Source organism: Streptomyces sp. NPDC088254 (assembly GCF_044740925.1).
GTDB lineage: Bacteria > Actinomycetota > Actinomycetes > Streptomycetales > Streptomycetaceae > Streptomyces.
On the sequence record NZ_JBIURQ010000008.1, the window covers coordinates 205012 to 230884 of the forward strand.

Sequence of the window (25873 nt, forward strand, 5' to 3'; positions counted from 1 at the left end):
GGCACATGGGGGGCACGCTGATGACGACGGACACCGAGGCCGGGACGCCGGTCGTGCTGCATGAGGCGCTGGTGACTGCCGCGGGGCCACAGCGAGCCCTGACTCCGGTGGCTTTGCGGGGACTGCTGGTCGGCGTGGATACCGCGGTGGTGGCCGAGGTGCTGGGCCGGGTGATGGCGGAGGGGGTCGCACTGCCTCCAGCCACGGTGGCCGCGTTCGGTCTGGGAGGCGGTTCGGCGGCCCCGGCCGCGCCAGGGCTTCCCGCGACGGCCAAGCTGTTGAGCGACACCCAAGGTGAACGCAGCGTTCCGGCGGTGCCGGAGCCGGAACCACGCCGACCACCGTGCTTCACCCTTCAGCTGCACCAGGACAGCAGGCTGGACCTTTCCGCGTTGACCGTGCGAGCGCTCGGTCCCAGCGTTCCCTCCGCGTCCCGGCCGCCCCTGCGGGCCGAGAAGCCGAACGAGACGCCCGTCGGTCCTACCACCGCACTCACCGCCCCGCCTTTGCCGCGCCCCCGCCCCGAGCCCGTCGCCGAATCCCCGGAGGAGGATGCGCCCCCACGTCAGGCCGTGGGCGACTCTTTCACGCACTACCGCAAGGAGATCGGCAGGTTCCCGCTGCTCTCCCAGGGACAGGAGGCGGAGCTGGCCCAGGCCATCGAGGCGGGACTGCTGGCTCGCGAGCAGCTGGACGAGGCCGGCCGGAAGATCGCCCCGAAGCTGCGGCGTGAGCTGAAGCAGCTGGTCCGGCTCGGGGAAATGGCGTTCACGGACTTCGCCCAGGCGAACCTCCGGCTGGTTGTCAGCATGGCGACCTGGTACACAGGCCGCGGGCTGGACCTCATGGATCTGATCCAGGAGGGCAACCTCGGTCTGCTGCGCGCCGTCGAGAAGTTCGACCACCTCAAGGGGCACAAGTTCTCGACGTACGCCGTCCCGTGGATCCGGCAGGCGATCACACGGGCCCTGGCGGACAAAGGCCGCACGATTCGGATCCCCGTCCACGCGTGCGAAACCCTGGCCGCGCTACGGAAGGCGGCGCGGGAGTTGGGGCACGAGTCACCCACCGACGCTCTCCCCACGGTGGCCGCCCGCGCGGGTGTCACCGTTGACGAGGCGCACGTCCTACTGGCCCGGGTCCGCCGAGTCCTCCCCCTGGAAGACCTGACCGAGTCCATCGGTGACGACGCCTTGCACGAGGAGGCGGACCGGAGCATTCAGGGGCCACATTGGACCGAACCGGACTTCTACTACAGTGACCTGTCCCCGGAAGAAGTCCGTGACCTGCTCAGCTGCCTCTCCGAACGAGAGCGCCAGGTGATGACCCTCCGGCTCGGGCTCGACCACGGTCCCGAGCTCACCCTCGACGCAATCGGAGCGAAGCTGAATCTCACCCGGGAGCGGATCCGCCAGATCGAGTCCAAGGCCATGGGCAAGCTGCGGGGGGCGATCGACGAGAACCGCATCCGCGCCGCCCGTCCGGTCCGCGAGCCGTCGCGGGCCGTACCGAGTGACACGGACGGGCATCCCAGCGGCGTGGACGGGCCTCCCACCGAGTTCGCCTCCGACGTCCCCTGTGTGCGCCGAAGGGTCTATGGGCCCGGAGGATTCATCGTGGTCGGCCATCAGACGATTCACGTGGGCCTGCAGTGGCACGCGAGGACTGTCACCGTCCAGGTGGCGGACGAATGGTTCCGAGTGGTGCACGACGGGCGCGAGATCACGACTGTGCGTCGCCGCCGCACGGGAGTCGACAAGGTCCATGGGGCTCAGGAATGAGGCGGTGACGGAGCCCCCGATAGGCATCACGCCGCGAGGAACTCACTGGCCCGCCCGCTGTACGACACATACAACGCCTCCCGCGCCCTCATGCAGGCGACGAACAGCAGGCACCGCTCGGCGGCCAGTTCGGTGGTGTGCTGGATGCGGTCCACCTCGGCCGGGGTGACGGCCGGCGCGAACGGGAAGGCGGACCGGGTGACTCCGGCGACGGCGACGCACCGGTATTCCAGGCCCTTCATGCTGTGCAGCGTCGACACCCGTACCCCGACCGCGCTCTCCGGTTCCCCGTCCCGCACCCGCACCACGGGGATACCGGCCGCGGCGAGGCGGTCGCCGAGCTTGCCCGCCAGGGTGTTGAAGCGGGCGCAGACGGCGATGTCCGAGGGCGCGACCCCGGCGTCCATCCAGTCGCGCACTCGGCGCACGACCGCGTCGGCCTCCTCGTTCTCACTTCCGTGCCCCTCACACATGGGCTGTGCGCCGTGCAGCAGCGAGCGGTATCCGGTGAGGGTGTCGTGGGCGTCGCCGGTCAGGTCGGCGACGGGCTCGCTGTCGAGCAGGCCGCGGGCCCAGCGCAGGATCTCCTCGGTGGAGCGGTAGTTGACGCGCAGTCGTCCGCTGCGTCCCGCGACGGAGATGCCGAGGGAGCGCAGGGAGACCCGGGCGTCGTAGATCCGCTGGTGCGGGTCGCCGGTGACGAACAGGTCGTCGGGTCCGTCGGGGGCCAGGACCCGCAGCAGGCGCCACTGCGCCGGGTGCAGGTCCTGCGCCTCGTCCACGACGACATGGTCGTACGACGGTCCCGCACCCGGCTTGTCGCGCAGCAGCCGAGTGGCCTCGGCGCAGACCTGGAGCCAGGTGTGCGCCCGGTCACGGGCCAGGCCATCCTCGAACAGGGTCACTGCCTGCCAGACGCGCCGCCGCTGGGCCTGCCCGAGCGCGCTGCCGCGTCCACGCCGCTCGCACGCCAGGTACTCCTCCTCGCTCCGCAGGTCCTGGGCGAGGACCACGTGCCGGTACTCCTGGGACAGGAACGCCTCGTTCCACGGCAGTTCGAGGCGGCGGGCCACGCGCTGCCAGCGGGTGCGCTCGTCCCGGTCGCCGAGCGCGGTTCCCGGGTTGCCGCGCAGTTGCCGTACGACGCGGTGGGCGACGGCGTCGACGGTGGTGACGTCGACACGGGCGAGCAGCGCCGGGTCGTGGTCGAGCAGCAGGGCGAGGCTGCTCTGAAGGGAGCGGGCCAGGGCTCCGGTGTAGGTGGTGAGGAGGACGCGCGTGTCGGGCGCCCGGTCCAGGAGGTGCTTGACCCGGTGCAGGGCGACGACCGTCTTTCCGGTGCCGGGGCCGCCGGTGATCTGGGCGGGACCGGCATAGGCGGGCCGGTAGGCGATGCGCCGCTGGGTGGGGTGGAGGAAGATCCGCCACGCGGCGAAGGGCTTGGTCAGGATGTCGGCGAGTTCGTCGGGGCCGGTGACGAGCGCGATGCGGCTGCGGGTGCGGGTGACGGCGGCGGCCAGGTCGTCCCCGGCGGTGTCCTCCCTCGCCGCGCTCTCGGCGACGGTCGTCTTCTGGCGTACGGCGACGAGGTCCCGGTAGATGTCGTCGGGGTCGAGGCCTTCGGCGAGCAACCACAGCGCCTCGTACTGGTCCTCCGGCATGAGCGACCCGAACGCCTCAAGCTGCGCCTTACTGGTGACGGTGCGGGCCGCCCGCAGGGTGACGTCATCGACGCCGAGGTGCCGCAGGACGGTGTCCGACCAGGGGGCGAACAGGAGTTGGGGGACCGCGGCGGCTTCCTGCGCGAAGAGCGGGGTGATCTGCTCCATGGCCGTCAGGTCGCGTACTTCGAGGCAGCGGGTCACGGAGTTGACCGTGTAGAGCCGTCGGCGGGCCCAGGAGTATGCCTTGTCGTGGGGGACGACGTGGACGAAGACGAAGAGATCGCTGCCGTCGTCGGGCGCGAGCAGCACTATGCGCAGGCCGTCGTCGACGCGGATGGTCCGCATCCGCGGGTCCCGCGAGCTCACCACCGACTCCAGGTGCAGCCCCTTGTCCGCGTGGAGCTGCGGAACCGTCAGCTGCTGGAACTTGGCCATCGCCTTGTGGACGCGGGCGCGGGCCGGCTTGTCGAGCCGGTCGACGCCCTCCCAGAACGTGTTGGTGATCGCGATCTGCGGCATGTTCCCCACCCTTCGACAACACCGACCGACAGAGTATTTGTTGACTCAGTTTACGAAAACCTCCATGATTCGTCGCAGGAGTCGCTGTACGACACAAGGGCATCGCGAGCGCGGGGGTTGCTGGAGAGATGACACTGCTGGAACCGGATACGGACGGCCAACTCGCCCTGGAGGACGACTGCGCGGACCTCTTCGATCTGGCCGGTGACCCTCTGGACGCGGCCGTGGCCCGGCTGAAGGCGGGCGTGAAGCCGACCGCCGAGGACATCGCCCTGCTCGCCGAGGCGGCCCGCACCGCGCAGCGCGCCTTCGAGGAGGTTGGCGCGGCGAACGACGTACTGGACGATGCCTCGGAGATGGGCGAGGACCTGACGACCGCCCTCGCGGAGACCCTGCGGCGCCGAGCCCGGGCCGAGGTCCCGGCACTGCTCGGCGCCCTGCGGGCCCAGGCGGCTCGCGTCGAACGCTCCGAGGCCGTCCGTACGATCGCCAACCGCATCCTCGGCAACGGTGGGCCGGACGAGTCGACCGCCCTGGACTCCGTCCCCGCTCTCACCGCCGAACTGCTGCCCCGCGTGCCGTCCGTGTACGACGACGAGGAGGAGCCGGGCGCGAGCCTAGCCGACCTGTGGGAACGTCAGGAGCGCCTGGAGCGGGTTCAAGTCCGGGTGCGCGGGGAGCGAGTGGAGCAGGTAGCGGCGCACTTGGTCGCACTCGCGGAACGGATCGTCGACCGAGCCTTCCTGGACGCCCGGTTCACCCGGGCGGCACTGGACGAGATGGACCGGGCCCACGCGCTGTGGTGTGCGTGCCTGGACGAGGGCTGAAGCGCCCCTGTCTGTCAGCGGGAAGCCCTAGGTACTTCCCACGCGCTACGACCGGACCTATAACCGAGGGGGACGCCGTGCAGGCGAAGGAGACGCTGTTCGCCGATCTCGTCCAGGGCAGGGCCCAGCAGTTCCAGGTGCCGCTCTACCAGCGGACATACTCCTGGACGGAGAAGCAGCTCGGACAGCTGTGGACCGACATCCTGGAGCAGGCCGAGCTGCTGGAGTCCGGGGAGAAGGCGAGCACGCACTTCCTGGGGTCCGTGGTGCTCGCGCCGTCGCCGCAGAACGAGGCGACGTTCCCCCGCTGGCTCGTTGTCGACGGACAGCAGCGGCTGACCACGCTGTCGCTCGCCCTGGCCGCGATCCGCGACCACATAGCGGACGGCGAGCCGGACGAGGCCGAGCGCATCGACGAGGAATACCTCATCAACAAGCGCAAGAACGGCAGCGATCGCCTCCGGCTGCTGCCGACCCAGGCTGACCGGGCGCAGTTCGCGGCATACGTTCGCGGGCCGCTCTCGGAGCAGGCCGCCGGCGGAGCCGTCGCCGCCGCCTACGGCTTCTTCCGCCGCAAGCTCGTCGAGGCCGCCGATCCGGCCGCCCCGCAGGACGTGCTCCGCATCGAGGAGGCCATCACCTCCCGGCTCACGCTGGTGGCGGTGACAGCCGAGCGCGCGGACAACGTGCATCGGATCTTCGAGTCCCTCAACAACACCGGCCTCAAGCTGAGCCAGGCCGACCTGCTGCGCAACTACCTGTTCATGCGGCTGCCCACCCGCGGTGAGCACGTCTACGAGACCTACTGGCTTCCGCTGCAGGAGAGTCTGAGCAACGACGAGCTGGAACAGCTCATGTGGCTTCAGTTGGTGCTCGACGGGGACGACCGGGTCCGCCGCCAGGCCCTGTACTCGGCTCAGCAGCAGCGCTTCGAGCGGGGTGAGGTCAGCGAGGCGGAGATCGAGGCGTACATCAAGGAGTTGCACCGGCGCGGCGCGCTCTTCCGCCGGCTGCTCCACCCCGAGGAGGAGGCGAACAGAGCGGTCCGCGCCCATCTGCACCGGCTGGACACCTGGCAGGCCCAGGTCACCTATCCCGCGCTGATGCTGCTGCTCGACCGGCGCCAGCGAGGGGAGCTGGATTCCGCGGACACGGCGCGCGCGATGTCGTACATCGAGAGCTTCCTGGTGCGCCGGATGATGTGCCGGGTGCCGACGAACAACCTCAACAGGATCTTCCAGGCGGTGCCCGGACAGCTCCCGCTGGACGTGGCCGTCGCCGACGGACTGCACCAGCTCCTCTCCGCCGAGAACCGCTTCTGGCCCGACGACGACGAACTGCGCGAGAAGGTCCGGACGGCGCCCTTCTACAAGTTCGGACGCGGACACCAGCGGAAGATGGTGCTTCAGCGACTGGAGGAGAGCTACGAGCATCCCGAACCAGTCGACTTCGCCACCGCGCAGCTCACCATCGAGCACGTCATGCCGCAGTCGCCGGGCGACGAGTGGCTCCGGATGCTGAGCGAGGACGTGGTCGACGGCGAGAGCGCGGAGGACCTGCACGCCCGACTCCAGCACACGCTCGGGAACCTGACGCTCACCGCGGTCAACGCGGAGTTGTCCAATCACCCCTTCGAGCGCAAGCAGGGCCTGCTCCAGGGCAGCCACCTGGAGATGAACCGCCGCATCGCGGCCACAGAGCGGTGGGGCGCGGACGAGATCCGCGCCCGTGCCGACGAACTCGCCGACCGCGCGATCGCGCTGTGGCCGGCCCCGCTGCGCGGAGTCGGCCGAGCAGAGCGGAGCCGGGACTGGAACCTGGCCCACCAGGTGCTCGCCGCGCTCCCCCACGGCACCTGGACGTCGTACGGCGATCTCGCGGCGTTCATCGGCTCCGGCGCCCAGGCCGTGGGCAACCATCTGGCCAATACGCCGGGGGTGGCCAACGCCTACCGGGTGCTCACTGCCGAGGGCAAGGTCTCCGACGGCTTCCGCTGGACGCCTCAGGACGCGGGAGGAGACGTCCGGGCCCGGCTGAGCGCCGACGGCGTGCGCTTCACGGCCGGCGGGGCCGCCGATCCGGCGCAGCGCCTCTCCGCAGACGGCCTCGCTCTGCTGGTCGGCGGAGCTGAAGACGACCAGGCCGACGGCGAGGAGAACGCAGCGCAGCCCACCCCGGAAAGCCAGGTTGAGCAGACGCACACCGACCCGTTCTTCCTTCAGCTCGTGGCGGAGAACTCCCCCGAGAGGCGGTTCTTCCGTCAGCTCGCGAGAAACAATTCCTTCGGGACGGTGGAGGCGGTGCGCGCCCTCTTCGACCTCTGGGAAGAAATCGGCGGCTCAATCCTCCACCTGGGAAACGACCACGTCATCGGCGCGAACCTCACGCTGGGCGAGGCGGGCACCCCGGGCAGTGGGATCTCGCCAATGGGCCTGCTCCCGAGCCCCGGGGGCGGCACTGCGTACGTCCCCTTCCAGACTCTGGCCGTACATGAGCCTTTCACCGACCACGCCCTGCGTGCCGAATTCCTCAGGCTCCTGAACCAACTTGAAGGTGTCGACCTCCAGGAGAGAAAGCCGGGGCCGGACCCCAGCTTCCTGCTGTCCGTGCTGGAGAACGACCGCAACCGAGAGCTGCTCGTCGAGGCTTTGATGTGGCTTCGGGACCGTTGGGAGAGCCGGGACGCGGGCTGAGACAGGGCTCAGGGAGCACCGGTCGATGGTCACGAGTCGAAGAGTGCCCCCTGGCGGTCCGCCCCTCGCCACGGGGCGCGAGCAAGGACGAGGCCTCTCACCTCAGCCGCGCCCGCCTCGCGCAGCAGGCGGGCAACGGCCTGCATTTGCTGGCCGGTGGTGAACAGGTCGTCGAAGAGCAGGACGGTGCGGTCCTGTACGCGCCGCTCGATGCGGATGGCCTTGGCGTGGGCGGCGGCCGCGAGGCGTTTGGCCTCACGGTTCTTCCCGGCCGAGCGGTCGGTGTCCACGGGCTTGACCAGGACCGGGGAGGCCGGAAAAGGCCAGCGGCCGGCTGCGTCCTCGACGGCGGCGGCCTTCAGGATCTCCTCGATGTGCCGGATCGGAGTGCGGCCCGTCCAGGTGGGGTTGCCGACGATTGAATCGACGCCGTCCATCCGGTCCGGGTTGCGCTCCATCCACCCGACGACCAGGCGCCCGAAGATGGTGGCCCAACCCCAGGCCCCGTCATACTTCAGGCGCCGCACAGCGTTCTCCAGGTCGCCCGAGAACATCGCGACGGCGTCGACTCGGCTGAACCCACGTTCGTGCGTAGGCAGTCCGCATAACGCGTTGGTGCACCGGCGTGCCACTCCGAGCGCCTGGCTGCACACGGGACAGTGGGCGTCGGGAACAGGTTCCAAGGAGCGAGCCGCGCACGTGGCACATATGGAGGCGCTGCCTCCCAGGTAGTACGGGCAGCGGGCGCAGTGCGGGAAGCCAAGGGGTTCGAGTCCCTCGACGTGTCTCACAGGATGGCCAGCGCGAGCTGCTGGCGCTGCTCACCCGCCTTGCGCATCTGTTCCGCTCCGGCCAGCCCGTCCAGTACGTCGGCCAGCTCGTCGACCACGGTCGCGCGCCCCTCCTCCAGCATCTTCGCCGCCCATGGCTGGGCGGCGACCAGGGAGCGCAGCAGGAACGCCCGCTTGCCGTGCTCCGAGGCGATGCGCGCCTGCATCTTCGCCCCCGAGGTGCGGGAGGCCTCGATGACGACCGTGCCCTGGGTGAAGCCGCTCATGGTGACGTTGCGGCGGGGGAAGGTCCAGCGGGCCGGACCGGACGTCGGCCAGAACTGGGAGACGACGGCGCCGCCCTCGGCGACGATCCGTTCGGCGAGGCCCCGGTTCTCCGCCGGGTACATGGGCGCGGCGATCCCTGTGCCGATCACGGCGACCGTGCGACCGCCCGCGTCGAGGGTCGCCGTGTGGGCCGCGGTGTCGACGCCGCGGGCCAGACCAGAGGTCACCACGACTGAGTGCTCGGCCAGCCCGCGGGCCATCCGTGCCGCCCGCCTGCTTCCGTCCTCGCTCACGTCCCGCGTCCCGACGACGGCCACGGACCGGGCGTCCCGGTCCTCCAGCTTCCCGCGGACCCACAGGAAGGGCGGCAGGTCCGGGATCAGGCGGAGGTTCGCCGGATAGTCGTCGTCCAGGACGGTGACCAGGCGGGCACCGGCCCGCTCGGCGGCCTCTGCCTCGACGGCCACCCTCGCCTCCTCGTCCTGGAGGGAGCCGAGCGTCGCGCCGAGCAGTTCCTCGGCCTTCGCGGCCGCCTTGGACTTCTCGGGCACCCGTCCCCGGTACAGCTCGTCGAGCCCGCCCGGCCGCTGCGCGACTCTGGCCAGCAGCTTCCAGTCGAGTGTCGCGCCCTCGTGCCTGAGGGCGCAGAGCAGCAGCAGGCGGTGCTGCTCGTCCGTGATCATCGTCTTCATCCTTCTACTCCGTCGTACATGTTCGAAGGACGCAGGGCGTCTGGTTCCGGCCTCGTGGCGCGTTGCCTCAGTATGACCCGGCAGCGCGGTCCTCGGGGCCCGAACAGGAAATAGCTCGCGCGTTCTATTCTTCTCACGCATGTTACTGCCGAGTCGCGGCCGGCCGCCAGACGCACTCGACCCAGACCGTCCTGCCACCAGGGTGGTGGGGCTCGCGTCCCCAGGCACCGGCGAGCAAGGCGACGAGGAGCAGACCGCGCCCGGACTCGTCATCCCCGCCCTGCCCGGGTTCGGGCAGGCGGTCACCCCGGGCTTCCGTGGCCTCGATCCGCAGGGTGCCGGCCGTGCAGGGCGGCGTTCGCGGTATGAGGCGGGCGGGCTGTTCGGCTCCCGGTTCTGACCGCATCGCCCGCCCCCTCGGCTCCGTCGTGGGCGAAGCCGCTCGTCGCGCCCGGCTCACCTCACGTCGACGAGTCCTCGGCCGCCGGGCCGGCGCCCTCATCGTGCTGCAGAGCGGGCTGCTCCGGCCGCCCCCGGAAGGCGGCTCCCTTGGCTGTCCGCGATTCGACGCGTTCCACGATGCGGTCGATGACCCGTTGAGGGTCCTTCCACTTCAGTGCCAGCCGGTCGTGGTCCATCCCGTGTTCGGAGACGATGTCCCGCAGTTGTTCGAGGCCGAGCTCGCTCAGGCTCGAACGGAGTCCCGTCTCGCCGGTTTCGGCGAACACCGCGAACGGGTCGATCACTCCCGGAGCTCGCCGGCTACGCCTCGGGCGTTCTGCCGGCCGAGGTGCGGTCTGCGCATCGGGAGGCGTCAGCGCCTTGGCCAGTGCTCGGGCGAAGCGTGTCGTGCGTGCGGCTTCGGACGCCACCACGCCGAGGACACGTGCGAGCGTCGCCGCGAGCTCCGGGTCGGAGGCGCCGAGTTTGGTCAGCGCTTCTTCGGCCTCCCGCACCTGGGCATTCAGGAGACCGTTGTCGTCGGGCCGACTGTCGCTCTGCTCGGTCACGCCTTCTCCTCGACCAGTTCGATGAACTCCTGCGTCATGCCGCGGAAAGCGTCGAACCCGCCCTGGTAGCCGTACTTCTGCCGCAGGGTACCGCGGCCGACGAACTCCGCAGAACCGGCGATGTCGTTCTTCTCGGGGATGAAGGTCGGCAGCACGGCGGGGAGCTTCTTGTCGCCCTGAAGTCGCCTGACGGTGTTCCAGTGGACCGTCGAATTGGCCTTGTATTTTGTGATGACGATGCCGATCTCTTTGATGGTCTCCCCCAGGTCTTCCGCGAAGGCCCGCACACGCCGCTGGATCTGAGGGATGCCGTAGGTGGACAGGACATCAGGGATGGTCGGGATGATGTATCCCTCGGAGATGCGCAGACCGTTCAGAGTGACGATGCCGAGATTGGGAGGGCAGTCGACGAGCACGTAGTCATAGTCGTCAATGATCTTCCGGATCGCCTTGCGCAGGAGATCGGTGGGGTTGTTAGCATGGAAACGCCCCCTGGGCATGGACGCCAGGCGATCCTGGACGTCGATGAGATCCAGCGAAGAAGGCAGGAGATCCACCTTCGTCACCGCATCCACCGAAGAGACATTGCGCTGGAGTGTCTTCTCCAGGTCGAACTCCAGAGGCTCGTCCTCGGGCCGGAGGGCATCCTTGAACAGGGTCGCCAGGGTGTATCCCTCGTCGTTGAGCTCCTCCCACTTCTCCTCCCCGATCAGGACCGTGGTCAGATTGGTCTGCGGGTCGAGATCGACCACCAGGACCCGCTTGCGGAACTCCGCGGAGAGGAACTCCGCGAGTCCGGCCGTGGTGGTGGTCTTCCCGACGCCGCCCTTCAGATTGATGGTCGAGATGACATGAGCTGTGGGTGCCATGTGCTTCTTCCTCCGTTTGAGGTAGCGCTGAATCTGACTCGCCCGGAAAACCGGACCGCTCCGCAGGTCCGCCACGGGAGCGGGGAAGTGTTGGTCACGGGCGCGCCAATTCGCTACAACCGTCCGGCCGACCCCCGCCATCTCCGCCACTTCGAACAGTCCGACGAGTTGGTCTTCCGCCTCGGGCGTGCCTGCCATGACATCTCCCCGTGAACGGCCTTCACGATTACCTGTTAAGCGTGAAGGCCGTTCACGATCATCGTCAATCCTCAACTCCGCGCATTGGATGCATAGTTGAGTTCACGCGCCCCCTTGAGCGCGGGTTCACGCCGGCCGCACTCGGCCCAGACTGTCTTGCCGCCGGGATGATGGGGCTCGCATCCCCAGGCATCGGCAAGCGAGGCGACGAGGAGCAGGCCGCGCCCCGACTCGCCGTCCCCATCCCCGTCGCCGTCTCTGCCTGGTGCCGGTTCGGGCAGGCGGTCACCCCGGGTGTCCGTGACCTCGATGCGCAGGGTGCCGGCCGTGAGGGTCAGGGCGAGGCGGGCGTGACGGCCCCGCACGCGGCCGTGCAGGGCAGCGTTGGCGGTGAGTTCCGCGATGAGGAGTGAAGCCGTGGCCGCGTCCTCGTCGTCGGCCGCGGCCTCCGGGCAGTCCCGATGGTCGGCGAGCCAGCGTTCGGCGGCGTGGCGGGCGGTATGGGCGCCGTGTCTGCTGGTGGGGAACGTGAGGCGGAAGTGGTGGTGGTGGCGGTCGGTTCACCGGTGACGGTGACGGTTTGCTGGATCACCTCACCGAGAGTGACGGAGTGCTTCTACTGTGTGGAGGGTGCGGGGCGGTACGCAGGGTGACTGTCCCGGGGCGGAGGGCGGGATGTCCGGGCGTACGGCAGTGACCTGGCCGGACGTTCGGCGGTTCGCCCCTGGTACGACGGAAGTGGGCGGTGGTACGGGATGGCGGCACGGGCGGGCGGTTCGGGGGTCCCCACCGGCGGTGAGGCGGACGGTACGGACGAGGTGGCCGACCTGTTCCGGGCGCTCGGGCGGCAGATCAAGGTCGCGCGGGCACGGGCCGGGATGAGCCAGAAGGAGCTGGGCGACCGACTCGGGTACGGCGAGGAGACCATCTCGTCCGTGGAGCGGGGGCGGCGGACGCCCCAACCTGAACTGCTGGTCGCGGTGGATGAGCTGCTGGAGTGCGGGGGGCTGCTGGCGTCTGCGGCGGAGGATGTGGAGCGGGCGCGGGCGCGGAGGAGGGTGCGGCATCCGGAGTGGTTTCGTGATTATGCGCGGTTGGAGGCGGAGGCGGTCCAACTCTGCTACTTCGCCAACCAGGCGGTGCCGGGGCTGTTGCAGACCAAGGAGTACGCACGGGCTGTGTTCGCCAGCCGACAGCCGCTCTTCGACGAGGAGACGATCGAGCAGCGCGTCACCGCGAGGATGGCACGTCAGGAGCTGATGACTCGCTGGCCACCGCCGACAGTGAGTGCCATCATCCAGGAGAGTGTGCTGCGCCAACCGTTCGGCGGACTGGACATTCAGCGTGAGCAGTTGGAGCACCTGCTCGAGACCGGCGATCTGCGCCACGTGGAAATCCAGGTTATGCCGACGACCAGTCAGGATCACGCCGGAATGGGCGGCCCGTTCACTCTGCTCACCCCGAAGGGCAAGCCACAGGTTGCCTACCTGGAGGTCCAGCACATCAGCCGTCTGATCACCGACCCGGACGAGGTACGTGTTCTCGCCGCGAAGCATGGAAGCATCCGGGGACAGGCGCTCACTCCGCGCGAGTCCCTGCGCCTGATCGAGAAGATGCTGGGAGACCTATGAACACCGAACAGCCCATACGGCTCAGCTGGTTCAAGAGCAGCTACAGCGGTGACGAAGGCGGCGAGTGCGTCGAGGTCGCCGCCGACGGGACCGCCGTCCGCGTGCGGGACTCCAAGGAACGGAGCGGTGGTCCGCAACTCGCGTTCACGCGGGGCGCGTGGGCCGGGTTCGTCGCGGACCTCGGGCGGGACGGGTTCTGACCCGCCCGCCCGAGACTGCGGCGCTCAGGCCGCGTGACGCGGGCCCTTCCCCGGCGGCGGGTCCAGCACGGTTCGGTACTCGTCGCCGGTTGCCCGGGCCTCTTCCATGCGGTCGTAGAGGTCGAGGATGAGGTTCTTGGTGCGGTAGGCGCCGCCAAGGGCGGCCTCGTCATCGCTCTTGATCCTGGAGAACGTGTCCATCACGTACTCCACGTCAGTACGGGCGACGCCGTAGAGCTGGAAGAACGCAGCATCCAACTCCGCGCGCAGCAGCTCACGGCGTTCTTCATCCCACCTGAAGGATGCTCCCGAGTAGCCGAGGTCCTTTGCAAAGCCCCCCATGTCAGTGCTGGTGTAGGCCAGTTCTACAACGCGATCAATGAACCAACGTGTCCCTCCGAGGGTCGCCTGGAAGTCTGCGAGCCGCGGAACTGGGAGCTGGTAGAGATATCCGAACGTCAGGTTCGTGCCCGCGATCTTCTGCCGAATGACGTAGTCGAAAGCGAACGAGGAAAGGCATCCCTGGAGCAGAGCCGCAGATTCCGCATCCCGGGGAAACATCAGCGGGTAGCTATGACCGACCCCGAATGGGGGAAGCACAGTGGCCACCATCGTTCGCGAGTCCGTGGACCGGGCGATGTTCCGCCATCCCATCAGCCACCCATTCCACCACTCCCGGTCCGCCAGCCGCGTCTTGACTCCGGGCCACATGATCGGGTTCAGCTTCTTGTCCCGCTTCCCCGAGTCCACGTCGAACTCGGGCACCCAGTACCGGGGCATCGGAGCGAAGTCGGGGTCGTCGTGCTGTTCCAGCGTCACACGCGGGAGGGTGCCGACGTTGGCCTGGGCCTGAGTCTGGCCCTCGTACGTGCCGAGACGGTGGTCGAAGTGGTGGAGCATCTTCGCCTCGTACAGCGGGAGATAGCGGCGTGTCTTCCCCTCTTCATCGATGCGCGTGAAGACGTTGCCGGTCAGCTGCCAGCCCTCATCCTCCAGTTCCTGCTTGCCCCGGAACAGATGGGAGTCGTTGGACATGTCGAACATGCGCATGAACGTCAGGCCCCACGGATTAGTCCCGCCCCAGCCGTTCTCGTCCGGCTCCTTCATCAGCACCGGGGCTCGGCGGTAGATCCCAAGGGTAATTTCCGCGTCCCGCCGGGTACGGAACACCGGAAGGGTGCCCGTGTTGGGGTTGACCAGCAGGATCTCCTCCGGGGGCATGGCGAACCGCCGGCCGTCCAGGTCCTCCATGTACCGGGTGCCGAAGGCGAAGGACGCCTCGTCGACGCGCGCGCCGACGCCGGTGACGGTGAACAGGGAAAAGCGCACCGAGTGATGCACGTCCCGGCTGAGGATGAACGCCTCGTTCTCGAAATCCAGGAACGACGCGAGCCGCGCGGTACGCACAAGGTCCGAGAAGAACGGCGCCGTCGTCGCGTCGGTGGCGATGCCGGTCGGCAGGACCAGGCCCAGCCGCCCGGTCGGCGCGATGCCCAGGGAGGCGGCCTCGGCGAAGACGGCGTACGTGTTGACGTCACCCCGTCCGGCCAGCGGGAAGCGGCCCGAGTCTCGCAGCAGATGGCTGACGCCCTCGGAGAGGCGGCGCGCGTCGATGAACTCGGTGTGCAGCGTGCGGTCCGTCTCCTCCTCGCTCTCGGCCAGCGCGTCGATCATGCGCTCACGGGCCGCCTTGTTCGCGGCGTTCGCGATCTTCTCGTCACGGGTGGCGAAGAACTCCTGTTCCTGGAGCTTGACCCGTTCCCACGGCGGATTCCCCAGCACACAGCTGAACCCGCCCTTCCACCCGGTCCGCTCGTCCACCCCCGGCGCCTCCGCATCCGCCGGAACCCGGAACACCTCCGGGAACTCCAGGTGCCAGTGGAAGAACCGGTACTCCTCCCGCAGCCGTACGACCTCCTCCACCGTGCCGCCCGGCAGGCTCGCGCCGCCGTCCTCGGAGTGCAGGGTCAGCAAGGACTTCGTGGTCAGCGCGGGCGGCGTCGCCGTCTTCGTCTTCTTCCAGACGAACGCCGCGCACCACGCGTCGGCCAGCTCCAGTGCCCGGATGTAGTCCGGGGAGGTGGTCAGCTCGCGGTATGCCTTGGCCTGGTTCCGGACGTCCTCCAGTTCCTGCGAGTCCGTCCCCGTGATCGCCGAGACCTTCTCACCGAACTCCGCGTTGGACTCGGCCAGCACCTCCTCCTCCGCGAACAGCGCGTCCTGCTTCGCCCCGTGGCGCAGCGCGACCTTCCACGCCGTCCGCTCCGCCGCGTTGCGCTTCTTCAGGTCGGTGACGTGCTTGGGCTCGTCGCCCTCAAGCGGCTTGAACGTGTCGTCCGGCAGGCCCCCGGCCAGCAGCTTCGGCGTCGTGCCCAGCAACCCGTTGCCGTGCTTGATGTGGGCGTCGAGGAAGGTGAGCGGCCGGCCCGGTTCCATCGCCTCGATCCACAGGGACACCTTGGCCAGCTCCACGGCCATCTTGTTGAGGTCGACGCCGTACACGCACCGCGCGATGACGTCCCGCAGCGCGTGCCGTACGTCCTCGGCGCTCGGCTCGGGGTCGTCGGTGCGGATCTCGGCGAGGCGGCGGGCGATACGGCGGGCGGCGGCGACGAGGAAGTGACCGGAGCCGCATGCGGGGTCGCACACCGTCAGGGCGAGCAGGGCGTCCTCGCGCTCCTTCCGCGTCGTACCGGAGCGGACCGCCTGCTCGATCACCGGGTCAAGCGCGGAGTCGAGGAGGCAGTCGATGAGGGGGGACGGGGTGTAGTAGGAGCCGGAGGTCTTGCGGTCGTTGCCGTCCAGCTTGGCCAGGACGTACTCGTTGCCCTCGCCGAGGCGCGGCTCCAGTTCGAGCAGGGACTCGTAGACCGAGCCGAGCTCGTCGGCGCCGAGGTGGCGGTAGTCGACCTTGCGGGGGCGGCCCAGCTTGGCGTCGTACACCTCGGACAGGGCGCGTACGGCCTTGTACAGGGACTGGTTGGACAGGCTGAGGCCGTCCAGGATCGCGTCCGTGGCGGTGGGCTCGAACAGGCCGCCCAGCGCCGGGAGTCCGAGTTCGGGGCGGCCGCCGGGGGTGCCGAGGCCTTCCATGACCAGCCGCAGCGCCTGCCACCGGTCGCCGTGGAGGGTGCCGGTGCGGCGGGCGACGCGGCGCAGGCGGGCCGTGGAGAAGTACTTCTCGTACGTGTCGCGGGCCTGCTCGGTGGCGTCGGGGTGCAGGAGCAGGTCGCGGTCCTCGGTGACGAAGAGGAACAGCAGGCGGTAGGCGAGGCGGAGCAGGGCAGGGTGGAGGTCGTCGCGGACGTTCTTGTCGCGGGTGCGTAGGGCGTCGCGCAGGTCGGCGTTGTCGGGGTGGGTGATCAGGCCGGTGCCGATCACGGTCAGGGCCTTCTCGACGCCCTTGCGGAGTTCCTTCAGCGCGCGGGTGCCGCTGTCGATGGCCTCGGTGCGCCACTTCTCCAGCGGGCAGGTCGCGGCCGGCTCGCCCTCGGCGCGGGGCTCGAAGCGGGTGCGGTGCAGCAACCGCCACAGGAGGACGAAGTCGTCGGAGCGGTCGCCGTCGAAGATCGCCTGGAGGTCGAACTCGATGAAGGCGGCGCCGGTGAGGGAGGCGGACTCGCGCAGCAGACGCAGCTGGCGGCCGTTGGAGAGGACGCCCCAGAGGGTGGAGTCCGCCGAGCGGTTGAGGTATTCCTGCACCATCGACTGGGGGGCCTGCTTGGCCAGTTCGGAGGTGCGTGTGTCGAGGGGGACGTTCCAGCCGGTGAGGTGGACGGGGACGTGCGCCCAGTGGTGGCTGACCTCGAAGTCCTTCTCCCGGTCGTGGGAGGGCAGGCCGGGCGCGGGGACGGGGGTGAGGGCACCGAAGCCGAGCTGCTCGAAGAGGGGCAGCAGCCAGCGTTCGGTGGTGACGCCGATCGCGTGCACGCCGGGGTCGGCGTCGGCGCCGTCGCGGGCCAGGGCGTCCTGGTAGGCGGCCCACACGCCGCGCAGGTAGCCCCAGGAGCGCTCGGCGGCGTCCCGTACCGAGTCGCCCTTGGCGTACAGGCGGTAGTCGGCGGGCTTGGAGCCGGTCTGCTCCTTGCCCTCCTTGATCCGGACCAGGAGGTCGTACGGCAGGAGGCCGCCGACGGTGGCGACGGTGTCGGTGACGAGGGTCCTGGCGGTACTCATGCGCCCACTCCCTGGGGGAACGTCGGGGCCGGGCGGTAGTGGTACACGCCCAGGATGTCCGGGTCGCCCTGGGGGACGACCTTCAGGCCCGCGAGGCGGGCGCGGGAGGCGGTGCGGACCCTGCGGTGCGAGGCCTCCAGGGTGCGACCCAACTCGGCTGACTGGTCCCGTAGTTCGGGCATGATCGCGGGCAGGGCGGCCAGGATCTCGGCGATGTGCTCGGTGGCGAACTTCGGGTCGGTGTTCTGTGTGGCGCGGGCGTCGAGGAGGGCCACGGCCTCGTCCTCCGGAAGCCACTCGGGGGCGTCGGGCCGGCCTCGGTAGGCGACCACGCGGGCGTCCTCGGCGAGCTGCTCGCGCACCGAGCCGTCGCGGGCGGGCAGGTTCAGCTGGAAGCGGTGGCGCACGAGCAGGAGCGTGGTGTTCCGTTCCACGGCCTTCGTACGGATGACTCCGCAGCGGCGGGCCGGGCGCTGCGACTGCGGGACCTTGCCGGCGTCGTCGAGGGCCGCGTCCAGGACGAAGCGGGCGACGGCGGCGACCACCGGGTCGGTGCGGGTGAGGGCGGCCTCGCCGCGCGGGGCGCTGGGGGCGTCGTGGAAGACGACCGGGCGAGGGTGGCGGGGGCCGAGCGCATGCGAAATGGTGTCGCGCAGGCCCTCCGGAAGGGCGTCGGTGTGCGCGGTGAAGCCGCCCTGCTTCGTGGGGGCGGGCATACCGCTCAGGGCGCCCAGGGCGCGGCGGGTGAAGTCCCGTACCTCCTCGCCGGTGCCGAGCGCGGCACGGACCTCGTCGACCTCGGCGGCCACCTCGTCCTTCTTGATGGTGAGCTGGGCGTAGCGGGAGCGGTAGCGCTTCTCCCTCTCGGCGGAGGACTGCCAGGCGATCTCCAGCTGCTCGGCCACCTCCTCCTGTGCGAACAGCCCTTCCTGCTCGTAGGCCGCCCGCTCGCCGCGCAGGATCAGGCCCTCGAAGACAGCCCGCATGGCGCTCTCGGACTCCTGCGGCACGGGCACGGAGATGCCGGTGACGCGGCGGATGCGCTCGTGCTTGCGGAGCAGGACGTTGAGGACGATGCCGTCGACGGGGTTGTCGGCGCCGTACAGGGTGAGCGCCTTGACGACGTCGGTGCGCTGGCCGAAACGGTCGACGCGGCCCTCGCGCTGCTCGTGGCGGGTCGGATTCCACGCGAGGTCGTAGTGGAGGACCGCGTCGAAGGACTCCTGGAGGTTGACGCCCTCGGAGAGGCAGTCGGTGGCGACCAGGACGCGACGCTCGGGCGCGGGGTTGCCCTCCTCGTCGGTGCCGGTCAGCTCGGCGATGCGGGTGACCCGCTGGTCGGGCGAGAGTTCGCCGGTGACGGAGGCGACCGCGACCGGGTGTTCGGTGCCCTTCTTGTTGAGGATTTTCTTGAGGTGGTCGGCCACGTAGTCGGCGGTCGCGATATAGCGGCAGAAGACGATGGGCCGGTAGCCCTGGTCGAGGAGGTCGGAGACGGTGGCGATCAGCTTCTTCAGCTTGGCGTCGCGGGTCGGGCCGTAAAGCTTCTTGGCCGCTTCGGCCATCGCGACCAGGCGGGCCTTCTCCTCGTCGTCGGCCTCGGCGCTGGTGGCGTCGGTGCCGGTGGCCGTGGCTCCGGGGGCCTTGGGGAGGCGGGTGCCCGGTACGGCGTCCGCGGATTCGGGGGCCTCGCTGTCGGCCGGGTCGGAGACGGTGCGCTCCCCGGTGCGGTCCGCCTCGGCGGGGGTGTCCGCCTCCTCGACGCCGGCGCGCGTGTTCAGGGACTGCACGGCGGCGGCCGGAGAGGAGGACAGGGTGCGCAGCAGGGCGAGGGTGGACCACCAGCGCTGGCGCTGCTGGAGGGCGCCGTCGGCCGCGCGTACGGTCTCGCGGGCGTACGACAGGACCTCGTCGAGGAGCTTCTTGTAGTCGCGGTGCAGGGTGTAGGCGGTCTCGGCGGTGTCCCGGGAGGACGGGAAGTGCGCGCCGTCCTGGAAGTCTTCGCGGATGTCGGCGCGGCGGCGCTGCACGAAGAACTCGGCGAGCAGCCTTCGGCCCGCGTCGGTGTCGAGGGGGACGGCGGCCAGACGGTCGTCGAGCAGGCCGATCAGGCGGCGGAAGGGCTCCTCCTTGCCGCTGTGCGGGGTGGCCGTGACCAGCAGGAGGTGGCGGTCGGTCCGGTCGGCGAGGGCGCGCAGCAGCGCGTACCGCTGCTGGGAGGAACGGGCGGACGCGCCGACCGTGGTGTCGGAGACGCAGGAGTGCGCCTCATCGACGATCACCAGATCGGGGCAGTGGCGCAGGAAGTCCTCGCGGTGGCGGGGGGACTTGATGAAGTCGGTGGAGACGACGTACGCGCCGTCCGGGCGGAACACCGACTGGCCGTACGGGGTCTCACGCTCCAGACGGCCGATCGTGGACGGCAGCACGAGACGGGCGTCGATGCCGAACTTGCCGTACAGCTCGGCCCGCCACTGCTCGGCCAGGGCGGGCGAGCACAGCACGACCAGGCCTCGGGCGTCGCCCTGCGCCAGCAGCTCGGCGGCGATCAGCCCGGCCTCCACGGTCTTGCCGATACCGACGTCGTCGGCGATCAGCAGCCGGACGGTGTCCTGACGCAGCGCTATCAGCAGCGGGACCAGCTGGTAGGGGCGGGGGTCGACGGCGATCGAGGCGAGCGACCGGAAGGGGCCCGCGCCGGAGCGGAAGCCGATGCGCAGGGCGGTGCGCAGCAGCCCGGCGGCTTGCTGGTCGCCGAGGTCGGAGGGGGTGGGCGGGGCGAAGGTGGCGGGGACGACGGTCTCCAGGCCGGGCAGGACGCCCGCGATGTCGTCGTCGGCGCCGCCGAGCGGGCGCAGGACCAGCAGGTCGGGTGTGGAGTCGGGCAGCACGACCCACTCACGGCCCCGGGCGTGGACGAGGGAGCCGACGGCGTACTGCCGGGTCGGCTGGGCGGCGGTGGTCATGCGGGCCTTCCGGGGTCGGGGCGGTAGGGGTGATTCGGGCGGGTCAGCCGGGGCAGTGGCCGGGCGGATCGCGTGCAGTCCGTGGGCCCGGGGCGGACCGAAGGGGGTCCGCCCCGGGCCCTGAGATCAGCGGCGCGCCTCGCCGAACACCGAAGGGTAGTCGGCCACGGCCTTCGACCAGTCGTCGTCGTAGCGGATACGGATGACCTCCCAGCCGATCTCCTTCAGCCGCTCCGCGGCCTCCTCGTCGCGCAGCGTCGTCTCCGCGTGGTCGTGGTGCGGGCCGTCGACGAAGACCGCGACGGGGCCGAAGGAGGTGTCGTAGACGAAGTCCGGCTTGGACAGGGCCGCGCTCAGCCTGACCTGCTGGTGGTCGGGCAGGCGGTGGCCGTGGGTCCTGAGGTAGGCGACGAACCGCCCTTCCAGGGAGGAGTCGGCGCCCTCGATGAGCGCGTCGGCCTGCTCGTCGCGGGTGCGGCCGGCGTGGCTGGAGCCGACCTCACCGCCCGCGAGATCCATCAGCAGCTGCTTCACCAGGTGGCGGTCGATCATCCGGTGGTGGCGCTGGTTGCCGAAGGAGAGCAGGCAGTCGTAGCAGCCCTTCTCGCACGGGTCACCGTTGCGCTTCTCGGCTCCCCGGTCGCGCCCGACCTGGTCGAAGTGCGCGATCTCCAGGGCCCGGCGGGCGGCGCGGGCGAGCGCGTCGGGCTCGGCCTGGAGGCGGCGCAGGACGCCCGCGCCGCCCTCGGCGCTCTCGATGAACAGCAGCCGCTCGCGGGGACCGTCGTGCGGCGGCAGCTCCTCGGTGTCCAGCTCGGAGTCCTCCAGCTGGAACTCGGCCTCGATGCCCCGCTCCAGCGCGTACTGGAGGGTGATCGCGGTGTCCTTGTCGACGGGGGCCGCGAGCTTGAGGACGAGGATGTTGCGGGTGTCCTGGACGTACGGGATGACGGGGATCTTGCGCACGACCTTCTCCGCGTCGACGAGGCCCTCGTCCTCCACCGGAGTTTCCCGGCCGGGCGCGCTCGTGCTCTGCCTGCCGGTCGAGCCGGCCAGCCACTGGCCGGTGACGGGGTCGAGCCAGAAGCCGATCTCGCCCTTGGCGACCGAGCGGCGGTAGCCCAGGTTGGTGAGCCGGACGGTGGCGCTGTCGCCGTAGACCAGTTCGGCGAGGAGGCGGCCGGCCGCGGCCTTGGCCTCGGCGCGCAGCGAACCGTCCCGGCCGTCCTCGTGCTGCTTGAAACGGTAGGAGATCTCCACCGCGTAGCCGGTGCGCTGGCGCTCCTCCTCGTCGGAGGAGATCCGGTCACGACGGTGGGTGAAGACGGTGTGCAGGTGCAGCAGCCCGGTGCGGGGGTCGCCGTACGAGCTGCCGCAGCCCAGGCAGGTGTCCTCGCGCCGCTCCTCGGGGGACAGATAGCCGCAGCCCTGGCACACCTTGGCACTCTCTGTGGTCAGTTCGCCGCTGGTGTCCGGCGGCAGCTGCACCCGGTCAACCTTGAACCGGCTGCCCTCGTGGTAGATCAGCGCGCCCGGCCCGAACTCGCGGATCGCGATGAACCGGGAGCGCTGGAGGTAGTCACCGTCGTAGCCGCGGCTGGTGCGGCCGGTGCCGGGGATGTACGCGGCGAGCGGCAGCCGGGGGAAGGAGTAGCCGGGCAGGAAGCCCTCGGAGGCGAAGTAGCGGTACGGGTAGAAGTCGGACAGCACCGTGCGCTCGCCTCCCTGCCTGTTCTCCAGGAGCGCGATCTGGTTCTCCGCCTGGGCGCGGCGGCGGACGGCCTGGGCCTGGGAGCGGCCGGTCGCCGTGCGGTTGCGGATGTTGTCATGCTGGATCTCCCGCTCCTCCAGGGCCTTGCGGTAGAGGTTCCGCCAGCGTCCGCACTTCTCGTCGAAACGCCCGGGGGCCTTGGCGACGGTGTCCTCCAGCCACTGCTCGTGCCACCAGGACGTCTCGCGCAGGGCGTCGACACAGCCCGCGAGGACGGCGCGAGCCCGTGCCAGGGCGCGCTGCTGGGCGGCCGGCGTGCCGATCTGCTCCCGCACCCCGGGCAGCAGCTCCAGCGAGGGGGTCTTCCCGTCGGTGTCGAGGATCTTGGTCATGGTGCGGCCGAGTTCCAAACGGGTCTCGGCGAGCCAGATGGCGTGCACGTGCGAGGCGAGCAGGTCCTCGTTGGCCAGGTCGAGGCGGGGCGCGGCGACGGTGCCCGCGACCATCTGGTCGGAGCGGGTGAAGTAGTACTGGTCGTGGCTGTTGCCGGTCGCGCAGTACGTGGTGACCAGTGCGGGCTGGCCCGAGCGGCCCGCGCGGCCCGAGCGCTGCGCGTAGTTCGCGGGGGTCGGCGGGACGTTACGGAGGTTGACGGCGTTGAGGCTGGCGATGTCGACGCCGAGTTCCATCGTGGGCGAGCAGTACAGCAAGGGCAGCGGCACGCCCTTGCTGAACAGCTTCTCCCGCTCCTCGCGGACGTCCGGGTGAACCTGCGCGGTGTGCTCTGCGGCGTGCAGTCCGGCGAAGGTGGACGCGACCTCCTTGTAGAGACCCTTGAAGAAGGCGTTGACGCGGGGGCCCCGGCCGGTGCGGTAGGTGCGGCGCAGCCGGTCCACGGCGCCGTGCTCGTCGTCGCGGGCGTGCCAGCGGATCACCGGGTGGTGAATCTGGTAGCCGGGGTCCTCGCCCCGACCCTGGGTGATCCGGCTCAGGACACCGCCGTCGGCGAGAACCTCCAGCAGGTCGCGGATCACCTTCTGGGCGTCGTCGAGGGAGAGGTCGTGCCCCCAGCCCGGGAAGGTCTCCGGCTTGCGGACGTGGCGGCCGAAGGCGGTGCGGCCGGTGAGGTTCAGCTCGCTGCGAGTGCGCCCGGAGCGGCCCGGCTGGCCGGAGCGGGCCACCGCGACGCCGGGCGCGGGGGGCGCGGACTCGGTCTCGGCGATGGCCCAGGCGTCGCTGAGCTTGGCGGACTCCTTGCGCAGCTCGTTGAACTTGGCCTCGGTGAAGTACGGGGTGTCCACGGCGCGCTGGCGGCGCAGCTCGTCCATGAGGACGCGGGCTAGGTCGAGCCGGGTGGCAGGGGTCGCGGTGCGCAGCGGCCCGGCGGCGCGCTGCCAGCGCTCCTCGTCCTGGGCGATCTGGTCGAGCCCCGCGTACTCCAGGCCCAGCAGACCGGTCTGCTCCAGGTTGGGCATGGTGATCCGCCAGCCGCGCTCCAGGTCGAGGAAGAGCCGGTACTCGGCCACCTGGGCCAGTGCGTTCAGCGTCTCCTCGGCGAGCGCCTCCACCTCGGTGGGGTTGTTGGCGTACTCGTGACGGGCCAGCCCCATGGCGGCCACGACCTCTTCGCCCAGCCGCTTCCAGCGCAGGCCCGCCTCTCCCGCCTTCAGCATGGCGCGGTAGAGGGCGCCGCGCAGCTGGGTGACCATGACGAAGTCGTTGAAGTGCCCCGACTGCAGGCTGGCGTCCTGTCGGTTGTCGACAAACGTGAGCAACTTGCGGGCCTCGTCGTCGAGTTCACTCGCGGGCAGACTCTTGAGGTGGCGGACGATGGAAGCGCTGACGACGGAGGTGGCGGTGGAGCGGCCCTCCTGGTCGAGCGTCATCAGCTTGGCGAAGTCGCGTTCCCTGACCTGCTCGTAGCTGACCCCGCACTCCAGGCAAAACAGGAACGGGGCGGGCAGGTAGGCGGCGTACAGGCCGTCCCCGTCCTTGTTCACCGCCGTGCCGTCGGGCCTCACCCACACGGGCTGCGGGGCGCGCTTCTTGCGGCTCGCGGTGAGGACGGGCGTGCCCTTCTTCGGGTCGAGGGTGAGCCAGCTGTCGGGGAAGCGGCGCTGGTCGATCGCGTCCGTGACACGCTCGGGCCAGGCGTTGGTGGCCGAGAGGTAGAGGTAGCCCTGTTCGTCGTCCGCGTCCTCCCTGGTGCGGAAGGAGATCGTGCCGTCGTCGCTCTGCTCTCGGGCCACGGTGAGGTACTCCTGGCCGCACTCACGGCAGAAGGACAGCGGCAGCAGGAGCTTCTCCGGCTCTCCGGGCACCCGCTGCTGGTAGGTGCGGGTGATGTGGCGGCTGTCCGCCGGCTCCAGGGAGACGTACGCCGAGCCGCCCTTGGAGAGGAACTGGTGGAGGCGGAACGCGAACAGTGCACGGTCGTCGGCGTCGCGGACCTGTGTGCCGGCCCGGAGAGTGGACCGGATTGCCTTGGCGCAGGCAGTGTAGGGCCCGTCTTCGGGTGCGTCGCGCGGGATGTCGAAGGCGTCCTCGCGCAGGGCGCGCGCGGCGAGTTCCACGGTGGTGGGCTTAGCGCGCACCAGCAGGCGGGTGCCGTCCTCGTCGGTGGTCTCGGTGAGGCCGAAGGCGGTCTCGACCCAGCGGGCCAACGGGTCGGCCTTGAGTGCGTCGTACTCCAGCGAAGGGGTGTTCTCCCTTACGTGGGCGGCGAGTTCGGCACGCGTGGGGGGCGTGTCGCCGGTCGCGCGGACCAGGGTCTCACCCACCACCCGGTCCGGGGAGATCTCCGTGTCGAACAGGGTGGAGGCGACCTCGGCAACCTCACGGCGGCGGGCGGCGGGGGTGCCCTTGGTGGACATGGTGGCGGAGGTGCCGACGCACTGCAGGGCGGGCGACTCGCACGCCTCACGCACGCGCCGGACCAGCAGGGCGACGTCGGCGCCCTGGCGACCGCGGTAGGTGTGCAGTTCGTCCAGGACGAGGAAGCGCAGGCCCTTGGCCCGGCCGATGAGCCGCTTGCGCTCCTCGGGGCGGGTGAGCATCAGCTCCAGCATCACGTAGTTGGTGAGCAGGATGTCCGGGGGGGTGTCGAGGACCGCGTCCTTCTCGGACTGCTTCTCCTGGCCGGTGTAACGGGCGTACGTGACGGGCTCGTCACCCTCGCCGTATCCGGCAGTGAGGAACTTCCTCAGCTCGCCCCGCTGACTGTTGGCCAACGCGTTCATCGGGTAGACGATGATCGCCTTGATGCTCGGGGGGTCTCCGGGCCGCTTCTCGCTCAGGATCCGGCTGACGATGGGCACGATGTAGCCGAGGCTCTTTCCTGAGCCGGTGCCGGTCGTCAGGACGTACGAGTCCTTCGAGTCGGCGGCCTCGATCGCGTCGCGCTGGTGCCGGTGGAAGCGGATGGGACGGATCGTCGCGCCCCGCTTGTCCTTGCCGGTGCGGAAGATCCGCTTGCACTCGGGATGGAGGAGGCCGAGGTCGTCGGCGAGGTGGTCGACGGTGCCGCCGCTCGCGAAGCTCGGGTTGAGCGAGAGCCAGGGGTCGGGCCACTGGTCGCCGTCGGCAAGGGACTTGGACACCTTGTCGCCGATCCGCGGGTCGTCGATCACCACCGATCCGGACGTGTACTCCTTGTAGTCTCGGATGAGCCGACGGTGCACCTCGAAGACGTCCACGTGATCCTCACTAGCTCCCGACGCGATCCACGCATCACCGTAGTGGGTGAGGCGCACGGGACGAACCGCCCCGCCTTCACCCCATTAGAGCAAGAGCATGTGAACTCAGTCAACGAATAAAGCGTCGCGCGGGCACCATTCGACGCACCACCGTGTCACACTCTCCCTGACACCAGCCCGGGC

General features: G+C 70.1%; 13 protein-coding genes and 1 pseudogene. 5 read left to right on the forward strand and 9 right to left on the reverse strand.

Going from position 1 to position 25873, the window contains the following annotated elements; all coding sequences use genetic code 11:
* Positions 1-20 precede the first annotated feature (20 nt).
* Positions 21-1781, forward strand: a complete 1761-nt coding sequence (locus ACIOC0_RS23895) for an RNA polymerase sigma factor RpoD/SigA (protein WP_402157377.1) — start codon at positions 21-23, stop codon at positions 1779-1781.
* A 26-nt stretch (positions 1782-1807) separates the two neighbouring features.
* Here the strand turns inward: ACIOC0_RS23895 and ACIOC0_RS23900 are convergent, their stop codons facing one another.
* Positions 1808-3964: a UvrD-helicase domain-containing protein gene (locus ACIOC0_RS23900; RefSeq protein WP_402157378.1), complete on the reverse strand. Its 2157-nt coding sequence runs from the start codon at positions 3962-3964 to the stop codon at positions 1808-1810.
* A 128-nt stretch (positions 3965-4092) separates the two neighbouring features.
* Here ACIOC0_RS23900 and ACIOC0_RS23905 point away from each other — a divergent pair, with 128 nt between their 5' ends.
* Positions 4093-4791 carry a hypothetical protein gene (locus ACIOC0_RS23905; RefSeq protein WP_402157379.1) on the forward strand — a complete coding sequence of 233 codons (699 nt, stop codon included), beginning with the start codon at positions 4093-4095 and terminating at the stop codon, positions 4789-4791.
* 77 nt (positions 4792-4868) lie between these two features.
* Positions 4869-7484 carry a DUF262 domain-containing protein gene (locus tag ACIOC0_RS23910; RefSeq protein ID WP_402157380.1) on the forward strand — a complete coding sequence of 872 codons (2616 nt, stop codon included), beginning with the start codon at positions 4869-4871 and terminating at the stop codon, positions 7482-7484.
* A 29-nt stretch (positions 7485-7513) separates the two neighbouring features.
* Here the strand turns inward: ACIOC0_RS23910 and ACIOC0_RS23915 are convergent, their stop codons facing one another.
* The 5 genes and pseudogenes from ACIOC0_RS23915 to ACIOC0_RS23935 all read right to left on the reverse strand — a co-directional run.
* Positions 7514-8038 (reverse strand): ComF family protein, encoded by a 525-nt coding sequence (locus tag ACIOC0_RS23915; protein ID WP_402157381.1) that lies wholly within the window; start codon positions 8036-8038, stop codon positions 7514-7516.
* 233 nt (positions 8039-8271) lie between these two features.
* Entirely contained in the window at positions 8272-9234 is a 963-nt protein-coding gene (locus ACIOC0_RS23920; RefSeq protein ID WP_402157384.1) for a DNA-processing protein DprA, read from the reverse strand.
* Between the two features lie 461 nt (positions 9235-9695).
* Positions 9696-10244, reverse strand: coding sequence for a hypothetical protein (locus ACIOC0_RS23925; protein WP_402157386.1), 549 nt, complete (start codon positions 10242-10244; stop codon positions 9696-9698).
* The gene (locus tag ACIOC0_RS23930; protein ID WP_402157388.1) at positions 10241-11311 is read right to left on the reverse strand and encodes a ParA family protein; all 1071 of its coding nucleotides are present in this window, start codon (positions 11309-11311) and stop codon (positions 10241-10243) included. The genes ACIOC0_RS23925 and ACIOC0_RS23930 overlap by 4 nt, the downstream gene beginning before the upstream one ends.
* Positions 11312-11382: 71 nt before the next feature.
* A pseudogene (locus tag ACIOC0_RS23935) lies at positions 11383-11757 on the reverse strand (ATP-binding protein); the annotation flags it as partial.
* A gap of 309 nt (positions 11758-12066) precedes the next feature.
* Here ACIOC0_RS23935 and ACIOC0_RS23940 point away from each other — a divergent pair.
* On the forward strand, positions 12067-12942 hold the full coding sequence (locus ACIOC0_RS23940) for a Scr1 family TA system antitoxin-like transcriptional regulator (RefSeq protein WP_402157389.1): 876 nt from the start codon (positions 12067-12069) through the stop codon (positions 12940-12942).
* The gene (locus tag ACIOC0_RS23945; protein ID WP_402157391.1) at positions 12939-13142 is read left to right on the forward strand and encodes a DUF397 domain-containing protein; all 204 of its coding nucleotides are present in this window, start codon (positions 12939-12941) and stop codon (positions 13140-13142) included. Before ACIOC0_RS23940 ends, ACIOC0_RS23945 begins: the two co-directional genes overlap by 4 nt.
* Positions 13143-13166: 24 nt before the next feature.
* Here the strand turns inward: ACIOC0_RS23945 and ACIOC0_RS23950 are convergent, their stop codons facing one another.
* The 3 genes from ACIOC0_RS23950 to ACIOC0_RS23960 all read right to left on the reverse strand — a co-directional run bounded on the left by ACIOC0_RS23950 (position 13167) and on the right by ACIOC0_RS23960 (position 25690).
* On the reverse strand, positions 13167-17318 hold the full coding sequence (locus ACIOC0_RS23950; RefSeq protein ID WP_402157394.1) for an Eco57I restriction-modification methylase domain-containing protein: 4152 nt from the start codon (positions 17316-17318) through the stop codon (positions 13167-13169).
* Positions 17315-20284 carry a helicase-related protein gene (locus ACIOC0_RS23955; protein WP_402157395.1) on the reverse strand — a complete coding sequence of 990 codons (2970 nt, stop codon included), beginning with the start codon at positions 20282-20284 and terminating at the stop codon, positions 17315-17317. Before ACIOC0_RS23955 ends, ACIOC0_RS23950 begins: the two co-directional genes overlap by 4 nt.
* Before the next feature lie 126 nt (positions 20285-20410).
* Positions 20411-25690, reverse strand: coding sequence for a DEAD/DEAH box helicase (locus tag ACIOC0_RS23960; RefSeq protein WP_402157396.1), 5280 nt, complete (start codon positions 25688-25690; stop codon positions 20411-20413).
* Between the last annotated feature and the right edge of the window lie 183 nt (positions 25691-25873).